Here is a 17075-nt window from a genome sequence, read left to right on the forward strand (position 1 = left end):
ATGACCATGACAAGCGAGCAGGCCGCGTGGTTTGCAGAAACGTTCGAGAAGCTCGTGGCCAATGTGGGCAAGGCGGTGCTCGGCAAGGAGCACGTCATCCGGCTGACCTTCACGGCGATGTTGGCCGAGGGACATATCCTGTTTGAAGATGCACCGGGCACGGGTAAGACCTCGTTGGCCCGCGCCCTGGCTGCAACAGTCCAGGGTTCGCACAACCGTATCCAGTTCACGCCTGACCTCCTGCCGTCGGACGTGACGGGTGTGACCATCTATGACCAGAAGACCCAGAAGTTTGAATTCCACAAGGGCCCGGTGTTCAACAACATCGTCCTGGCTGATGAAATCAACCGTGCGTCGCCGAAGACCCAGTCCGCGTTGCTGGAAGTCATGGAAGAATCCCGGGTGACCGTGGATGGAACCACCTATGAGGCAGGCCGGCCGTTCATGGTGTTGGCAACCCAGAACCCGATCGAGCAGGCGGGCACGTACCGCCTGCCGGAAGCACAGCTGGACCGCTTCCTGATCAAGACGTCCATCGGCTACCCGGACCACGCCTCAACGGTGCGGTTGCTGGGCGGGGCCAACCTCAAGGACCGGTCCAAGGAGCTCACGGCGCTCATCACCACCCAGGCCGTGGCCGATATGGCAGACCTTGCGGCCACCACCCACGTGGATACGGCTGTGCTGGAGTACATCTCACGCTTGTGCGAGGAAACCCGTAACGCCTCCGAGACCCGCCTTGGTGTTTCCGTGCGTGGTGCACTTGCCATGGTTCGTGCCGCCAAGGTGTGGGCCGCGGGCCAAGGCCGCAACTTCGTGCTCCCGGACGACATTAAGGAACTGGCACCTGTGGTGTGGACCCACCGTCTGGTCATGGATCCTGAGGCGGAATTCTCCGGTGCAACACCGGACGTTGTCCTCACCCGCGTCCTGGCGGATGTCGCCGCCCCGCAGCAACGCGCCACCGCTTAGTCCGCGGCACCGCACGAGCCAGACCGGCTCATCGCACCCCACCTGCTCCCCAGCTCAAACAAAGGCCTCCACATGTCCTCCAGCACACCCCTGACCAGGGCTGCTGACTCGTTCAAACGCGCAACGGCCGCTGTGAGCGGCAAGATTCGCGACGCCCGTTCACCCCGCAACGAACCAGGGAACCGCCCCGGCCGCAACGGGAAACCGGGCAAGCCCAGTTCCTTGCACCCGGCCGCCGTGTGGGCCGAAGCCGCGGGAACAGCCGGCGAGTTCCTCTCACCTGCTTGGCGCAACGTCCGGGCAGTGTGGCTGAAGTTCGTGTGGCCGGTCCTCGCCGTGGTGAGCCTGCTGGGCTGGGTGGTCCTCGCTGCTGCCATCGGGCTCTGGTGGGCAGGGCAGGCCTGGGGCTGGCAGGAAGCGAAGTCCGCGGCGATGGTTGCTTTCCTGCTGTTTGTCCTGGCCATTGCGTTCATTGTGGGCCGCTCGGCGTACGGCGTGGTCCTGGACCTCGCCCGCACGCGGGTAGCTGTGGGCGACGACGCTGTAGGCAGCATTGCCGTGTCCAACGTCTCCACCAGGCCGTTGTTGCCCGCAGCACTGGAGCTTCCGGTGGGCTCCAACACCGCCGTTTTCCACCTGCCGCGCATGAAGCCGGCGCAGGTGCACGAGGACCTCTTCACCATTCCAACGGCCCGGCGCGCTGTGATCGTGGTTGGTCCGGTTCGCTCGGTCCGCGCCGACCCCCTCCACCTTCTCCGCCGCCGCGTGATGTGGACCGAACCTGTGGACCTCTTTGTCCATCCCCGCACGGTGTCCTTGGGCAGCTCGGCCGCGGGCTTCATCCGCGACCTTGAAGGCATGCCCACCACTGAGTTGTCCAGCGCCGACGTCTCTTTCCATGCCCTGCGTGACTATGTTCCGGGGGACGATCGCCGCCACATCCACTGGAAGACTACAGCCCGGACCAACAAGCTCATGGTCCGCCAGTTCGAGGAAACCCGCCGTGCACACCTGGCCATTGCGCTCTCCATCAACACTGACGAATACGACTCCGAACCGGAGTTCGAAATGGCCATCTCAGTAGCGGCATCCATTGGCCGCCAGGCCATCAGCGAACAGCGCGATTTGGACGTCCTGACTCAAAAGGGACCACTCCGCTGTGAAACCGGCCGCAACCTGCTGGACGACGCCACAAGGATTGTCGGGGCGCCGATGCGGAAGAACGCCGTCGACCTCGCCAGGAACCTGTCCGACGCTGTCCCGAACGCCTCCGTGGTGTTCTTCGTCGTGGGCAGTCACGTCACCGCAACCCAGCTCCGTACTTGTGCCGCATCCGTGCCCCCTGGCGTTCGCAGCCTGGCAGTGCGGGTCCAACCCGGCGCGGCGCCGACGAGGGCCAACATCGCTGACCTGACGGTCCTCACTGTCGGCGACCTTGACGATCTGGCCATTGTTCTTCGAAAGGCGGCAGCATGAGCACCGCACCGAATCTCCGTGTGCGTCCCCGTGCCGCGAAAGGATCCAGGTCAACAGGCCGCGCCAACCGCGCGGGCGGAGGGTCGATCTTTGCGGACGGCCGCCCGCTGTGGCACTTCGCCGTGGACTGCGGCGCCTTGGTGGTGTTGCTGTTCCTGGGAGTCCTCGGATTCAGCCTGAGTTTCGGGGGAGACCCCCACTATCTGATCGCCGGCCTGGGCGGTGTGCTCCTTGGACTGGGTATCGCGGTCCTGAACGCCCATCTTCGCCTGGGCCTGCTGATTACTGCCGCCGTGGCCTTCGGTGCCTACATGCTGTTTGGCTCCGCCCTCGCCGTTCCTGATTCAGCGGTCTTCGGCGTCCTTCCCAGCCTCGATTCGTTGCGGACACTGCTGCTGGGCGTGGTGTTTGCCTGGAAGGACATGCTGACGGTCGGCGTTCCCGTGGGCACTGCCAACGGCATGCTCATCGTGCCGTTCCTCAGCTCGCTGCTGACCGCCTTGGCCGCTGGCCTGCTGACCTGGCGGCTGAAGAGCCCGTACTGGCCTTTGCTGCCTGTGTTGGTGTTGTTCGTAACGGGTATCGCCTTCAGCACCAGCGCCGGCTTCCTCAATGTGGAGCGCGGCGTCTCCCTCACCATTGTCTCGATCGTGTGGGCGACGTTCCGCCGCGATGTCCTTCGGCAGCGGAGCACCAAGACTGTCTCGGCCAACAGGCCGGATTCCGACGCCGGTGCAGCGCGCCGCGGCCAGCTCCGCCGGTTGGGGACTGCTGCAGCCGTGATCGCCGTCGCCGTCGGCGTCACCGCCATCGCGTCGCCGATTGTCACCGCCAGCGACGACCGGAAGGTGCTGCGCAACACGATCGTCCCGCCGTTCGATCCCCGCGACTACATCACTCCTTTGGCGAGCTTCCGGAACTTCGTCAAGGACGAAAAGGACAGCACGCTGTTCACGGTTAAGGGCTTGCCGAAGGACGCTCGTGTGCGCCTGGCCGCCCTGGATGCCTTCAACGGCCTGAACTACACCATGGATCCCAACAGCTCCGGGAACTTCAGCAAGGTGGGAGACGCCCGCTCCCTCAATACGCTGGCTGACACCGGGAGCCCCGTCAAGGGCACCAACTACACGCTGGACATCACCATCGAGGACTACCAGGGGTACTTCGTTCCGGGCGGCCGGCACACCACCGGCATGAGTTTCGCGGACACGTCCGGTGCGGCGTCGGGTCTATACTTCAACGCCGGCACGGACACCGCAGTCACCACCAAGGGCCTGTCCAAAGGCGAGAACTACACGGTCCAGGTCTCCGACCCCGGCACCTTGGAGCACGGCCAGCTGACGCAGTACGACTTCGCGAAGCTGACGCTGCCGGAGGCCCAGGAGGTGCCGCCGATCATTGCCTCGCAGGCCAATGAACTGTCCGCCGATGCGCCAACGGCCATTGACCGTGTGCGGCAGATCGAAGCGCATTTCCAGAAGAGCGGTGCTTTCAGCAACGGCCTGGTGACGGAAGGACAGCTTCCCAGCCTCCCCGGCCACAGCGCCGCACGTGTACGCAACATGCTCTCCGCCAAGCAGATGCTGGGCGACGACGAACAATACGCCGTCTCCATGTCCCTCATGCTCCGGCACCTCGGCATCCCGTCGCGCATCGTGATGGGCTTCTACCCGGATCCCAAGAGCCCCGAAAACGGTGCGGGCGACATCAAGATCACGGGCAAGGACGTCCACGCCTGGGTTGAGGTGGCCTTCGACCGCGTCGGTTGGGTTGCGTTCGATCCCACCCCGCCCAAGGACAACGTGCCCATCCCGCCGGACCCGGAGAACAAGTCCAAGCCCAAGCCACAGGTGCTGCAGCCGCCGCCCCCGCCGCAGGAACCCGCGGACCTGCCGCCGGACTCCACACCGGATGCCCTGGACGCTGACGAGAAGAAAAACAACCCCTGGCTCTTCTGGGGCCCGTTGTTGGCAGCCATCGGTGTCGCGCTGATCCCGTTGGGGATACTCGCCTTGCCGCTGCTGCTCATCCTTCTGTTGAAAGCGCGACGCCGGAAGGCACGTTTCCGTGACGGCCATCCTGCCCAGCGGGTCGGCGGTGGGTGGAACGAAGTGATCAGCCTTGCCACCGACATGGGCGCCTCGATCAACACCAAGTCAACGCGGCGTGAATCGGCCACCGTTATCGCGGAGGCGTTCCCGAACGCCGGCGGCACCACCACGATGCTTGCCCACCGCGCAGACGCCGCCGTCTTTGGCGCCGGCCAGCCAAGCGAGGACGAGGTCAAGCACTATTGGGAGATCGTCGATTCGTCCTTGACCGACATCACGGGAAGCGTCGGTTTCTGGAAGCGGCAGCAGGCCCGGTTCTCGCCGCGGTCCTTGCTGTCCGATGGGCGGGCTGCCCTCCGGCGCCGGGATCAGGCGACCACCGATCCCTCGACGCGCCGTCGCTTCACCTTGCCGTTCAAGAAGGACACTACGAATGAATAATGAGGCCGAACTTTGCCCGGCCTGCAGGCATGCGGTCCTTCCAGGGGCCACGTTCTGCACGCAGTGCGGATCGCCGTTGAGCAACCGTGGAGCCCGCAAGGAAGGGAACATCAACCACGCCCAAAAGGCGGCTTTGGAGTTCGCGACCCGGCAGGGCATGCCCGATCCCGGTAGTATCTCGGTAGTGTCGGCGCCGGCGTCGCCGACGCACCCGGCGCCTCCGGGAACCACCACGGCGCCGGACCGTATCACTGGGCCAGGGGGAGGGACCACCATGACCACCAAGCTCCACTTGGTGCCCGCGTCTGCAGGCAGGAGGCTTGGCGCGGCTGTGCTGGACTGGCTTGGCCCCATTGCAGTCCTGGCCACCACTTTCGCCATCGGCATCGCAGGCATCACGCAAACCCGCAAAAACGGCTTCATTGTCTATGACACGGGCCTGTTGGTCCTCCTGGGCAGCATCGGCCTGGGTGTGACGGTGGTCTACATTTTTGTGCTGCTTGCACTCGAAGCCAAGTCCGGCAACACCATCGGCAATCAGCTCATGGGAATCCGCAGCTCCGATGCCGAGGGCTACGCCCCCGGTGCCGGTGCCGTTTTTGTACGGGGCATCATCACCGGCGGCGTACTGCTCCTCGGCGGAATCACCTCGGTGGTTCTTTCTGCCCTTGGCCTGATTACCCTGGTGCTGTGGATCGGGCTTCCACTGCTGCTCCTGGGTGTTGTGTGGGCCGTCCTCGTGGTGGTCTCCAATGCCTGGGACAAGGACGGCAAGCTCCGCGGCTGGCAGGACAAGGCCGCGAAGTCTTTGGTGTTCGACGTCAACGCAGGACGCAATCCCGTGGCCACGGGTGGCATCCAGGGCCCCTACAGTTTCGCGCCGATGGATCTCCCGCCCGTGCAACCGGTGGCTTCTCCAGTCCCCTCCGGCGCAACGACTGGTGCCAGGGGATCCGGTGTCGCTCAGGCTGCTGCCGCTTCCTCTGCGGCCACTCCGTCCGGTTTCGGGCAGTCCGCACCTGCGCCGGTGACTCCAGTGGTGCCCGCAGCCCAGCAGCCCTCACATGACCCCAACCAGTGGCGTCCGCCGTCGGCGCCACGGCCTGCGACGGCTGCACAACAGCTGCCTCCCGTGACGCCGCAACCCCACGTTATCCAGCAACCGTCCGCGCCGCTTACCGGCTTTGCCGGCCACCCCGACGACGACGTGGAGCGCACCCAGATGCGCCCCGGCACTGCGCGGGCACAAGCGGTCCTGCGGATCCGGATTGATGACGGCCAGGACGTCCAACTCGGCGGCTCGGTCCTGCTGGGGAGGAACCCGGCTGCGCAGCCCGGGGAAGCGGTAGAGCAACTTTTGCCGGTTGCCGATCCCGGCCGGTCCATCTCCAAAACCCACCTGCATCTGAGGGTGGATGGCGATGGCGTCTGGGTCACCGACCGAAACTCCACCAACGGCAGTGCCGTCACCACGCCCGACGGTCTCCAGACGCGGCTCCATCCGGGCCAGGCAGTCTTGGTCCGTCCCGGTTCCACCGTTCACTTCGGGGACCGTTCCTTCCACCTAGGACAAGCATGAATTCACAGCCGGCCACCCCTGCCAATGCCGAAGCCGGCGCTCCTGCAGGCGGGTCTTCCTTTGGCCTGAGTTACGGGTACGGGACGGACCGCGGACTGCGCCGTGAACTGAACGAGGATTCGTTCATCGCTGCAGACCCCGTCTTTGCGGTAGCAGACGGCATGGGCGGACATGAGGCCGGTGAAATTGCCAGCGGCATGTGTGTCCGGGCCCTGGGCAGTGCCCCCGAACTTGCAGCTGGCGTGCGTACCGCATCTGCAGCCGACTTGCAGGCCTGCCTGTTGAGGGCTGACGCAGCCATCCGCAACGCCACGGGAGCCCGCGCCGGAACCACGCTGTCCGGCGTGGTGGTGGTGGAACAGATGGGCCTGCCCTATTGGCTGGTGATGAACATCGGAGATTCCAGGACGTACCGCCTCAGCCAAGGGGAGTTCACGCAGGTCAGCGTGGACCACTCCGAGGTGCAGGAACTGGTGGATTCCGGGGACATCACCGCAGAGCAGGCAACGGTTCATCCCCGCCGCCACGTAGTGACCCGTGCCTTGGGCACCGGCGATGAGACCGAGGCCGATTTCTGGTTGCTTCCCATCCAGGAAGGTGACCGGATCATGGTCTGCTCCGACGGTCTCAATGGTGAGCTGGGCGACGACCACATGTTCCGCATCCTCAGCACCGTCGCCCATCCGCAGGATGCCGTGGATGCTCTGATCCAGGCTGCCTTGCGAAGCGGCGGCCGGGACAACGTCACCGTCATCGTGGTGGACGCCAAGAACGTCATGAACGACGCCGGCATCGCCACCACTGCGCCCCGTCCAGAGGTTGATTCCGAGGTTGAAGAGGACACCCTTCCACGGGCCTGGGTTAATGGCGCGGACGAGGTATCCGCAGCTGACCAGGAGGAAGGCGTCGATGGCAAGCAGTAACCTTTCGCTGACCCGCTACCAGCAAGGCGACTGGTTTGGCGTTGTGCGGAACGGGACCGTGGTTCTCCTTGGCCCGGATACACCGCATGCGCTGATCGACGCTGTCTGGGAGTTGCTGGCATCGGCTCCCGAGGCCCACGAGGTCCTTCACGAGGTGACGGATGCCTTTGGTGTTTCGTTGAGCCGGATCCCTCCGTTCGGGATCATTGACGCCAAGGACGCGCTCCGCGTGTTCCTCCGTGGTGATCTCGAATTGCTGGTCCAGGTGGAATCGGGCACCGAACAGCTCACAGGCCGTGACGTCACCACATGGACAGAACGCAGGCTCGCGGGCGCATCCTCCTACAGCCTTCGGATCGGGGGCGGTTCCGCCTCCGGCATGCCGTTGAACAGCCTGCCCCTGACGGAGGGCGTGGTGCTGTTGTCAGTTCTCGAAGCTGAACCCGGCCAACCCGGCCGCGATGTGGGGCCGGCGATCCATGCAGCAGCCGTTCCTTTGGAGGAGCCGGCAAACGACGGAAAAAACCAGCACCCTGTCCCGGACAAGGTTTCCGACGAAACCATGATCGGCTACACCGAAGCGGACCTTGGCCTGACCATCGCACCCGGCCACTTGGGGCTGGGGCAGGAATCAAATCCTGGCGATGAACCTGCCAGTGAACCTGCGGCGGATGGGCGTGCCGGAGAACCTGCTTCCCGACAAGCCTCTGCCGACGAAACCTCCCATGGCGAAACAGCCACCGCCGAGCCCGTCGTCGCCGAAACCGCCACCGCCCAGCCCGCCGCCGGCCCGCCTTCGGAGGATGGAGCTGCTTCACCGGCACGTGTTTTGGCAGGGGAGACCGCTCAAGAACCAGTCGCGACGGACGGCCTCGAAGTGGCCGGTGAACCCGTCCACACCAGCACCACTGATCCTTTGGTCCCCACGTTGGAAAACACCACCAACTACGATCACCTGTGGGATAAGACGGTGATGCGCACCATCGAAGATGCCGCCGTACGGGTGGATGACGACTCCGACGACCACGATGCCCCGGTGTCCAAGACGCCGGGTGCTCCGGTGGCCCCTGCGCCCATGCCTGCAGCACCTGCTGCAGAACCGCAGGATCCGCTATCGTCAGTTCCGGCGCAAGTGACCCCAGCACCGGCAGAGCAGCCTTCGGCAGAGCAACCTTCGGCAGGGCAACCTGCGGCTGTGCAACTCCCTTCCGACCAGGGAACGGGTCTGATTGATTCCGTACCCTGGCTGCGGACCGGTCCTGCCGCGTCGGATGCAGGCAGTGCCGCCCCCGCGTCTTCAAGCCTGCCCGCTGCTCCGGCCATCGGGTCCGCGCCGTCGCCAGGCCCGGCCCAGTCACAGCCCACTGCGGGCCCTGCCCCGCAGCTTCCGGGCGGCTGGCCACCTGCACCGCCCGCAGGCGTCGTCGACGAAGATGCGGACCATGACGGCCAGACCATCATGAAAAGCAGCCTGGCTGCAGGGAATGACGATGCGGCCAAACCGGCACCGGCTGCCCTGGACGCTGCGGTTGCCAATGGGCCAAGCGTGCTGGCACGGGTGTGTTCGCAGGGGCACGCGAATCCACCTACGTATCCGCAGTGTTCTGTCTGTGGCACGGCACTGTCCGGGGATGCCGAGCAGGTCCAGCGGCCGCGACTTGGCCGCATGCGCCTTTCCACGGGCGAGTTGATCGATCTTGACCAGTCGCTGATCGTTGGACGGCAACCTTCCGTTTCCCGTGTCCAAGGTGGCACCATGCCCAAGTTGGTGCAGGTGGAGAGTCCCGGAGGGGACATTTCCCGCTCCCACGTCGAGGTCAGGCTGGAGGGCTGGCACGTCATGTTGTGCGACCTGAAGGCAACCAACGGAACAGTGTTGATCAGGGAAGGCCAGGCCCCCCGCCGCCTTGCCCAAAACGAAATGGCCATTCTGCTGGACGGCGATATCGCCGAGCTGGGTGACGACATTTCATTGCGTTTCGAGGAGATTCTTTGAGTTCCAAGAGGCCCCCCGCGCCGCCTCCACCCATTCCGGGATTCCAGTATGTGAGCCTGCTGGGCTCCGGCGGATTCTCGGATGTTTACCTGTATGAGCAAGACCGGCCGCGCCGTAAAGTGGCCGTCAAAGTGCTGCTGTCAGACCTGAAGACTGAGGGCGCACGCCGACGCTTCGAGTCCGAAGCGAACCTGATGGCGCAATTGTCATCGCACCCGTACATCGTGACGATCTTCGAAGCCGAGATTACGGAGAGCGGCCACTCCTACCTCGCCATGGAGTACTGCTCCCGGCCAAGCCTTGATGTGCGGTACCGCCGTCAGCGCTTCAGCGTGGACGAGGTCCTGGCCGTCGGCATCCAGGTGGCGTCCGCCGTCGAGACCGCGCACCGGGCCGGCATCGTCCACCGGGACATCAAACCGGCCAACATCCTGGTCACCGACTACAACCGTCCCGCACTGACGGACTTTGGTATCTCCGGCACCATTGGCGCCGACACCGAGGACGACGCCGGCATGTCCATTCCGTGGTCGCCGCCCGAGCAGTTCCGGGGTGGCGCGGTGGACGGGGTTCCCGTTGACATCTGGGCGTTGGGAGCCACGCTCTACACCCTCCTGGCAGGCCGTTCGCCCTTCGTCTTGCCCGGGCAGGACAATTCCCAGCGCGAGCTGATTTCGCGCATCACCAACTCGCCCCTTCCCAGGCTTGGGCGGGCGGACGTACCGGAGTCCCTGGAACTCGTCCTGGCCACCGCCATGGCAAAGTCTCCAGGGTCCCGCTACTCGTCTGCGCATGCTTTTGCCCTGGCGCTCCAGCGGATCCAGACAGAGTTGAACCTGTCCCAGACACCGTTTGAAGTGCTTGAAGAACCCGGGCACGGCGACGACCAGCATCCGGACGACAACTTCGAGGAAACCCGGGTCCGGAGCATTGCTGCGATTGATCCCGACGCTTCCGGGACAGCCACCACGGGATCGGCGCCCACCTTCCCCGCCCGGACCTTCCCGTCCACGGTTCCCGGCGCCACGCAAGCTCCTGCACACGTTTCCCCGCCACAAACGCATAAGGGCGCCGCCCAGCAAACCCCACCGCAATTTCACGCGCCGGTCCGGGATCAAAGCGCGGTGGAGGCACCCGAGGTCGCGGAATCCACGGTCCTTCGAGGCTGGCAGGCTTCGCCGGCTGCGGTGGATGTTGATGCAACGGTCAGCCGCTCCGCTGCGTCCGCAGGGGCATCGGCAACGGAAGATAACGTCCAGGCAGCCGACCACAGCAAGCGCAACCTGTGGCTCGCCGCCACCGGGGCGGCAGTGCTGGTGGTCGCCGTCGTGGTGGGCATGGTCCTGGGTTCGTCGGCACAACCCAAAGTTGCCCCGACGGAAACAGCCAGCAAGGCCCCGGCCGATGCCTTGGACAGTGGCAGCGTCCCGGACGTCGAGGCACTGGCCGCGGCGCGGGATACCAAGGACCCGAATATCATCGTTTTTTCCTGGAAGAACCCGCAGCCTAAAGAGGGCGATACCTACAAGTGGCGCACCAAATCGGCCAAGGCTGACGGCGCCTATGAGACAACGCAGACGGAGAAGGCCTTCGTTTCAGGCTTTGGCGAACCGCCCATTTGCGTGCAGGTCATCATTGTCCGGTCGGACGGCAGCGCGTCGCCTGAGGGGCCGGGCTCCATCGCTTGCCTGGACGGGTAGCCGGCATATGACACTTACTTACCGCCGACTGAGGAGGCACAGATCATGGGGGATCTAGCAATAGATTTCTGTGGGGAATGGTACGAACCATCCGACGAAGACGTCTTTGACATTGGTCGCGAAGGTGACCTGGAGGTCGACGACAACCCGTATCTGCACCGACGCTTCCTGCAGATCGCCCGTTACGACGGCATGTGGTGGCTCAGCAACGTGGGCAGCATGTTGTCTGCCACCATCGCCGATGGTTCCGGCGGCATGCAGGCCTGGCTTGCGCCGGGTGCAAGGATCCCGTTGGTCTTCAGCCACACCAACGTGATCTTCACTGCCGGGCCCACAACGTATGAATTCGCCGTCCATTTGAAGACGCCGTCGTTCCGGCATGAGGCCCGCGAAGAGGACCAGGCGGGGGACACCACCATTGGCCCCGTGGTCTTCACGGACTCACAGAAGGCCCTGATCGTGGCCTTGGCTGAGCCCATGCTGCGCCGCGAAGGCACTGGCTTCAGCGCCATTCCCTCCTCAGCAGAGGCTGCGAAGCGGCTGGGTTGGGCCCTGACACGGTTCAACCGCAAGCTGGACAACGTGTGCGACAAACTGGACCGCGTTGGAGTCGTTGGTTTGCGCGGTGGCGCAGGGAAACTCGCCACCAACCGCCGCGCCCGCCTGGTGGAGCACGCGGTGACCTCGCATCTGGTGACCCCGGCTGATTTGCACCTCCTTGAAAAAATGACTGGAGTCGACGAAGGATGAAGTTTCGCCTGACCTTGCGGCGTGATCCTGCCGAAGCAAAGGACCTCGCCGTGACGGTGGATGGTCGCGCCACCGTGGCGGACATAGCCACCGAACTCTGGGTCGCCGACCCCGTACGCAAGGGGACCGAACCGCCGTCGAACCTGTCCATCAGCGTGGACGAAGCGTTCGTTGGCGGTGGCCTGTCCGGACACGTGCTCCGCCCCACCGACAACTTGCTGGAGTCCGGGTTGCGGCCCGGATCCAAGGTCTCGCTCGCGCAGGTCAGCGAACAGTTTGCCTCGAACGGCCACGCCAACGGCACCAACAGGGGACCGGCAGCGGCGACGTTGCGCGTCATGTCAGGGCCCGACGTCGGGCGCGAGTTTTCGCTGCCTTTCGGCACCAGCTACATCGGCCGGGACAGGGACGCCGACATCAGGCTTTCCGACCCGCTGACGTCCAAGCGCCATGCCCGCGTCACGGTGGGCGAGACGGTGGAGATCGTGGATACGAACTCTGCCAACGGGCTGCTCATGGACGGCTTGCCCGTCACGCGGGCAACACTGCAATCCTCGGACACGGTTACGTTGGGCGATACCACTGTAGGAGTGGTGGCGTTGTCCCGGAACCACAGTGGTGGCCCGTCATCGCCCTTGGTGGACTTCAACCGGTCACCGCGGGTCCTGCCGAGGTTCGAGTCACCCAAGCGGGTGCCGCCGGCCGGTCCCAAGCGCCCCGAGCACCAGCCGTTCCCCTACATCATGCTGGTGGCGCCGCTGCTGATGGGCGGCGTGCTTTTTGCCGTCACCCAGAACCTGCTCTCTGTCCTCTTCATGGCCATGATGCCGCTGTTCATCGTGGGGCATTACGTAGACCACAAGATGCAGAGCAAGCGCCAGGCCAAGGAAGGCCACAAGCAGTTCAAGGCCGCCATGCTGGCTTTCCGCGAGGACATCGACCGGCAGCAGAACATCGAGCGCGCCGTCAGGCTCCAGGAAGCGCCTTCGGTCAGCGATACCGTGGACGCGATCTACAAACTTGGCCCCTTGCTGTGGACCAACCGTCCCGAGCACCAGCACTTCCTGGGCGTCCGTTTCGGGCTGGGCTCCGCGCCGTCGCGCATCCCCTTTGACGAGCCAAGCGCCAACGAAACCGAACCGCAGTACATGCGGGAAATCCAGGAATGCCTTCAGCAGGTCCGGGTGATCGAGGGCGTGCCCATTGTTTCCCAACTGCGGACCTCCGGATCGTTCGGCGTGGCGGGGGACCGCAGCGTGGTGGACGATGTTGCCCGCGGGATGGTGCTTCAACTGGTAGGCCTCCACTCGCCTGCAGAAGTGGTCCTGACCTCGCTGACCTCGGCGCGCTCCCGTGAACGTTGGGACTGGCTGCAATGGCTTCCGCATGTCGGTTCAGGCCACAGCCCGCTGTCCGGTGACCACCTCGCCGCAGGCCCTGGCGCCGGTGCTGCCTTGTTGTCCCGCTTGGAAAGCCTCGTGGAAGAGCGCGAGTCCATGGCCAAGGAGCCAGGGCCGCAGCATCGCCCCGGGCTCAAGAACGAGCACGAAGAAATCCCAGCCCCCGTTGTGCCCGCTGTCCTGGTGATCGTGGAAGACGATGCTCCCGTGGACCGTGGACGCCTCACGCGCCTGGTGGAGCGCGGCCCTGACCATGGCGTGCACGTCATGTGGGTAGCAGCCAACGTGCAGTCCCTCCCTGCAGCGTGCCGGGACTTCCTCTCCGTTGACGGCGATCACGGCACCACAACAGGCCAGGTCCGCCTGGGCAGGCACACCTATCCTGTGAGCTGCGAAAGCCTCGATGCGGACCTTGCTACGCAACTGGCCCGCATGATGTCGCCGTTGGTGGACGTCGGAAACCCGCTCGACGACGACTCCGACCTCCCGCGCGCCGTGTCCTACGCCACGTTGATCGGCAAGGAACTGATGGACAACCCGCAGGCCGTTGCTGAACGTTGGCAGGAGAACAATTCTGTCCACGCCACCGCCGTGCCCAACCGCAAGGACAACGGCAGCCTCCGCGCGCTGGTTGGTTCCAAAGGCGTGGAGCCGTTCTACCTCGATCTCAAGAACGAAGGTCCGCACGCACTGGTGGGCGGAACCACCGGCGCCGGCAAGTCAGAATTCCTCCAGTCCTGGGTGATGGGCATGGCCGCGGCCTACAGCCCGGACCGTGTCAGCTTCCTTTTCGTGGACTATAAGGGCGGCGCAGCATTCGCGGACTGCCTCCACCTGCCCCACACCGTGGGACTGGTGACGGACTTGTCCCCGCACCTTGTCCGCCGTGCACTGACCTCCCTGCGCGCTGAACTGCACTACCGGGAACGGCTCCTGAACCGCAAGAAGGCCAAGGACCTGCTGGCGTTGCAACGTGAAGCCGATCCCGAGGCACCGCCGTACCTGATCATCATCGTGGACGAATTCGCGGCACTGGCTACGGAAGTTCCGGAGTTCGTGGACGGCGTGGTGGACGTCGCTGCCCGTGGCCGTTCCCTGGGCCTGCACCTGATCCTGGCCACCCAGCGGCCTGCCGGCGTCATCAAGGACAACCTGCGTGCCAACACCAACCTCCGTGTCGCTTTGCGCATGGCTGATGAAGTGGATGCCGTGGACATTCTTGGTGTTCCCACTGCCGCCTATTTTGATCCCTCCATCCCGGGCCGTGGCGCCGCGAAGACCGGCCCCGGGCGGATCCAGGGCTTCCAGACCGGATATGCCGGTGGCTGGACCACCGAGAAACCGCAACGTCCGCGGATCGACATCGTGGAGATGGCCTTCGGCTCCGGGCCCACCTGGGAACCGCCGTTGGTGGCCCAAGTGGAGGAAGAACCCGCAGGGCCGAACGACATCGCCCGGATGACGGAAAACATCATCCGTGCCGCGGACGTCCTCTCGATCGAGCCTCCCCGGAAACCGTGGCTTAACGAACTGGCCACCACGTACGACTTCTCCAAGCTCCCGAACCCGCGCACGGATGAGCGGCTCCTGCTGGGCGTCGCAGACGATCCCGCCCACCAGGACCAGCCCACCGTGTTCTACGAACCGGACAAGGACGGCAACATGGCCGTCTACGGCACGGGCGGATCCGGAAAGTCGGCTGCGTTGCGCAGTATCGCCATCGCTGCAGCCGTCACACCCCGCGGTGGCCCGGTGCATATTTACGGCATCGACTGTGGTTCCTCCGGACTGAAGATGCTGGACGGACTCCCGCACGTTGGTGAAATCATCAATGGAGACGACGTTGAACGCGTTGGCCGCCTGCTGCGCTGGCTCAAGGAAGTAGCCGACGACCGTGCTGCCCGGTTCGCCGAGGTCAGGGCCTCCACGATCGTGGAATACCGGCAGTTGGCCAACAGGCCGGACGAGAAGCGCATCTTCATCCTGGTCGATGGCATGTCCTCTTTCCGGGAAGGATACGAGTACAGCAAGCTGTCCGCGCTCTGGGACATCTTCCTGACGCTGGCCACCGACGGACGTCCCTTGGGCATCCACCTGGTAGTCAGCGGTGACCGCACCAACTCTGTTCCGGCGTCGCTTCTTGCTTCCATCCAGAAGCGGTTGGTCCTGCGCCTCAGCTCCGAAGACGACTACATGACCTTGGACGTCCCCAAAGATGTCCTCAACGCCGCATCCCCTCCCGGGCGCGGATTGCTGGATGGTCTTGAAGTCCAGCTCGCCGTCCTGGGTGGCAACTCGAACCTGGCACTGCAAGCACGCGAAGTTGCCAAGCTCAGCCAGGCCATGGTCCGTCAAGGACTGGAGCAGGCACCGCAAATCCAGCGCCTCCCGGAGTTGGTGGACCTGGACATCCTGCCCACCGGCGCTCCGGACAATCCCGTTATTGGTGTCGACGACGAGACACTGGGTTCGGCGGCCATCGCTGCCAAGGGCTCGCTCCTCCTCGCTGGCCCTCCGGGTGCCGGACGGACGGTCGCGCTGGTGACCCTGGCGTACGCCTTGCGTCGCTCCAATCCGCGGACAGACCTGATCTACATCGGCTCGCGCCGGTCCGCCGTGGCGTCGCTGAACATCTGGAGCCGCTCGTTGGTGGGTCCGGATGAAGTGTCCGACGTCGTGGATGACCTGATCGACAAGGCCTCGGACAACCCGGGCAGCATGGCCATTTTCATCGAGGGCCTGACCGAGTTCACGGACACCTTGGCTGAATCGGGGGTCGGCCGCCTGGTCACGGCGGCCATCAAGGCCGATCAATGGGTGGTGGGCGAATCTGAAACATCCACCTGGTCCCAGGCCTGGTCCTTGGCACAGCCGTTCAAGTCCGGGCGCCGTGGGCTGTTGCTCAACCCGGGAGACGTGGAAGGCGACAGCCTGCTCAACACCTCCCTCGGCAGGATCAGCACCGACTTCATTCCCGGCCGCGGATACATTGTTGGACGCGGCAAAGTACGCAAACTGCAGATCGCCATGCCGCCGGAGAACCGAAGCTAGGATTTGCCGCAGCGCGGGGGATATAGGAGGATTTCACAAAACACCCGAACTTCTTGAAAACCGGTGGCACCCCAACGCCCCGGCTGAGGTTACTTCATGCGACACTCCGTTGTCCCTGCCGTTCTTCTGACCGCTGGTCTGCTGTTGGCGCCAGCTGCCGCCGTCCACGCTGCTCCATGCGACGGGAAGTTATCCTGCGCACCCAGTGAGGGAGTCCAGGACCCCTTGCCGACGCAGCCTGCGCTGGCCCCGGAACCGGACAAGAGGCCCACGCCCAAACCGGAACCGACCCGTGTCCGCGAGACACAGAAGGCACCTGCACCTGCACCAGCCGCTCCCGAGCCGCCTGTCCAGGCACCACAGCCCGTAGTGACGCAGTTCGTTACCGTGGCGCCCCGGGTGACCAGTCCGGCGTCGGGCCCGTCCGAACCCGCGCCCACGCCCGAGGCGACCGTGGCGTCTGCAACGCCGTCGGCCTCGCCTTCTGCGACACCCAGCTCAGCCAGCCCCAGCCCGTCCAAGTCGTCCAACTGGAACACCCCCGTGGACAAGGGCAAGGAGACGCAGGCCGCCGCCATGGCCAGCACGTCCATCTCCGGCCCCAACGTGCTGGGCCTCTTCGGTATCCTGGGTGCCGTTCTCCTGGTGGGCCTGGGCGGCCTGGCGTTCGCCCTGTGGAGCAAGAACCGGCTCTCTTCGCACTAGCCGCGCCGCATAAATGTCGTTGGCTTGCGGC

At 64.9% G+C, this 17075-nt stretch carries 10 protein-coding genes; all 10 read left to right on the forward strand.

Annotated elements, in window-relative coordinates; translation table 11 throughout:
• The 10 genes from AYX22_RS07650 (at nucleotide 1) to AYX22_RS07695 (ending at nucleotide 17044) form a co-directional block, all read left to right on the forward strand.
• Nucleotides 1–972, forward strand: coding sequence for a MoxR family ATPase (locus AYX22_RS07650; protein WP_207596900.1), 972 nt, complete (start codon nucleotides 1–3; stop codon nucleotides 970–972).
• Nucleotides 973–1044: 72 nt separating this feature from the next.
• Entirely contained in the window at nucleotides 1045–2448 is a 1404-nt protein-coding gene (locus AYX22_RS07655; protein WP_207596901.1) for a DUF58 domain-containing protein, read from the forward strand.
• Nucleotides 2445–4940 carry a transglutaminase domain-containing protein gene (locus tag AYX22_RS07660; protein ID WP_207596902.1) on the forward strand — a complete coding sequence of 832 codons (2496 nt, stop codon included), beginning with the start codon at nucleotides 2445–2447 and terminating at the stop codon, nucleotides 4938–4940. The genes AYX22_RS07655 and AYX22_RS07660 overlap by 4 nt, the downstream gene beginning before the upstream one ends.
• Nucleotides 4933–6519: an RDD family protein gene (locus AYX22_RS07665; protein ID WP_207596903.1), complete on the forward strand. Its 1587-nt coding sequence runs from the start codon at nucleotides 4933–4935 to the stop codon at nucleotides 6517–6519. The genes AYX22_RS07660 and AYX22_RS07665 overlap by 8 nt, the downstream gene beginning before the upstream one ends.
• On the forward strand, nucleotides 6516–7442 hold the full coding sequence (locus AYX22_RS07670) for a protein phosphatase 2C domain-containing protein (protein WP_207596904.1): 927 nt from the start codon (nucleotides 6516–6518) through the stop codon (nucleotides 7440–7442). Before AYX22_RS07665 ends, AYX22_RS07670 begins: the two co-directional genes overlap by 4 nt.
• A complete protein-coding gene (locus AYX22_RS07675; protein ID WP_207596905.1) occupies nucleotides 7429–9438 on the forward strand; it encodes an FHA domain-containing protein in 2010 nt (669 codons plus the stop codon). Before AYX22_RS07670 ends, AYX22_RS07675 begins: the two co-directional genes overlap by 14 nt.
• A complete protein-coding gene (locus tag AYX22_RS07680; RefSeq protein ID WP_207596906.1) occupies nucleotides 9435–11138 on the forward strand; it encodes a serine/threonine-protein kinase in 1704 nt (567 codons plus the stop codon). Before AYX22_RS07675 ends, AYX22_RS07680 begins: the two co-directional genes overlap by 4 nt.
• 45 nt (nucleotides 11139–11183) lie before the next feature.
• Nucleotides 11184–11888 (forward strand): hypothetical protein, encoded by a 705-nt coding sequence (locus tag AYX22_RS07685; protein ID WP_026541428.1) that lies wholly within the window; start codon nucleotides 11184–11186, stop codon nucleotides 11886–11888.
• The gene (locus AYX22_RS07690) at nucleotides 11885–16339 is read left to right on the forward strand and encodes an FtsK/SpoIIIE domain-containing protein (RefSeq protein WP_207596907.1); all 4455 of its coding nucleotides are present in this window, start codon (nucleotides 11885–11887) and stop codon (nucleotides 16337–16339) included. The genes AYX22_RS07685 and AYX22_RS07690 overlap by 4 nt, the downstream gene beginning before the upstream one ends.
• A 96-nt stretch (nucleotides 16340–16435) precedes the next feature.
• Nucleotides 16436–17044, forward strand: coding sequence for a hypothetical protein (locus AYX22_RS07695; RefSeq protein WP_207596908.1), 609 nt, complete (start codon nucleotides 16436–16438; stop codon nucleotides 17042–17044).
• Nucleotides 17045–17075 lie beyond the last annotated feature (31 nt).

The organism is Arthrobacter sp. D5-1 (assembly GCF_017357425.1).
Classification (GTDB): domain Bacteria; phylum Actinomycetota; class Actinomycetes; order Actinomycetales; family Micrococcaceae; genus Arthrobacter.